Below are 1,805 nucleotides of genomic sequence, written 5' to 3' on the forward strand. Positions count from 1 at the left end.
GACTGGCCGCCGGCGGCCGCGGCATCCGCGCCTTGCGACAGCGTGACGGAGTCGCCCGTCAGTGTCGTGTCGGCGCCCAGCACGGCGCGTTCGCCGTACGACTGCGAGAGGGTGGTCTGGATCAGGCCGCCGTCGATGGCCAGCGTGCCCGGCGCGTCGGTGGTGACCGAGGCCGCGTACACCTTGTCGTTGAAGGTCGTGGCGCCGCTGGAGTTGACTATCATGCTGCCGAGGTTCAACAGCGCGCTGTCGTTGCCGATTTTGGCGAACGACACGTTGCCGCTGCCGGCGTTGATCGTCAGGCCGCGCTTGATGGCGCCGTTGCCCAGCAGCGTGCCCTCGAAGGTGACGGCGCTGTTGCTGGTGGTCAGCGTGGTGTCGGCCACGGTGGCGTACGACGTGCCCTGGTAGCGCTGCGCGCCCGTGGTCGTGATCGGGCTGCCGTTGAAGACCGCGCCGTTGGTGACGGTCAGCGCGCCCAGCGCCGCGGTCTGGCCGATGGCGCTGACCAGGTTGCCGGCGCCGGTGATCATCAGCGTCTCGACGCCCGCCGTCTTCGCGTCCACGCCGCCGCTCAGCACGACGACGGTGCCGTCGAGCGTGGTGTGCTTGCCCAGCACGACGTGGTTGCCGTAGTTCTGCGTCCCGGTGGTGTCGACCAGGCCGCTGTTCAGGGCCAGCGTGCCGCCGCCGCTGGAGACGACGAACGATGCGTAGACCGTGTCGCCCAGGGTGGCCGCGCCGCTGCTGTCCAGCGTCAGTCCGCCCAGGCGCCCGGTGCCTGCGTTGCCGACCTGCTTGGCCAGGGTGATCGCGCCCGAACCCGCGTACACGCTCAGCCCGCCGCCCACGCCGGCGGCGCTGAGAAGGGTGTCCTCGAAGCTGACCGGTCCGTTGGTGGTCCACAGCTCCATGTCGCTGCCCAGGGTGACCTTGCCCTGGTAGGTCTGCGCGCCGGTGGTGTTGATGACGTTGCCGCTGACCGTGGCGTCGCCGCTGAGCGCGGCGTCGCCGGTGATCGTCAGCGACGACAGCGCCAGGATCTGGCCTTGCCCGTTGGTGCGGTAGCCCAGGCCGCCGCGGATGTCGGCATCGCCTTCGATGCGCAGCGATGCGCCGCCGGGGGTCGCGGCGTAGGTCCTGCCGCCCAGCGTGACCTTGGTGCCGCGCAGCACCGTGTCGCGCGACAGGACCGTATACTTGCCGTTGTAGTTCTGGTCGCCGGTGGTGTCGACCAGGCCGCCGTCGAGGATGGCGGTGCCTTCGGAGGTGACCGATGCGGCGTATACGGCGCCCCGCAAGGTCTGGTTACCGGTGCCGCCAAGCTGCAGGGCGCCCAGGCGGCCGGCGCCGTCGTCGCCGACCTGATTGGCGAAGCTGACGTCGCCCGTGCCGTTGCGCACGTCCAGTCCATTGGCCACCGGGCCCAGGCTGCTCACGGTGTCGCCGAATGAGACGGCCGCGTTGGCGGTCTTGGCCTGCAGCGACTTGCGCAGGATGACCTGGCCCAGGTAGGTCTGCGCGCCGGTGGTCTCGATCAGGCTGGCATCCACGTTGGCGACGCCATCGATGGTCAGCGACTTCAGCGCCGCTTGCGCGCCCAGGTTGCCGTTGATCGCGGCGGCGCCGTTGATCCGCAGGCTCTGGCCCCCGGCGGTGGACGAATCGGCGCCCACCAGGGTGACGACCAGGCCCTTGAGCTCGGTGTCCTGGCCCAGCACGGCGCGCTCGCCGTACGACTGGATGCCGGTGGTGTCGACCAGGCCGCCATCGATCGCCAGGGTGCCCGGCGCGTCGGTGGTGAC

General features: G+C 70.6%; 1 protein-coding gene. It reads right to left on the minus strand.

From position 1 onward, the window contains the following. Window positions 1–1,805, minus strand: a 1,805-nt coding sequence (locus tag FS845_RS26670; protein ID WP_222130030.1) for a beta strand repeat-containing protein, incomplete at both ends; no start/stop codon positions are given.

Origin of the sequence: Bordetella genomosp. 13 (assembly GCF_007679965.1) — a bacterium.
In the GTDB taxonomy this organism is placed as follows: domain Bacteria; phylum Pseudomonadota; class Gammaproteobacteria; order Burkholderiales; family Burkholderiaceae_B; genus Bordetella.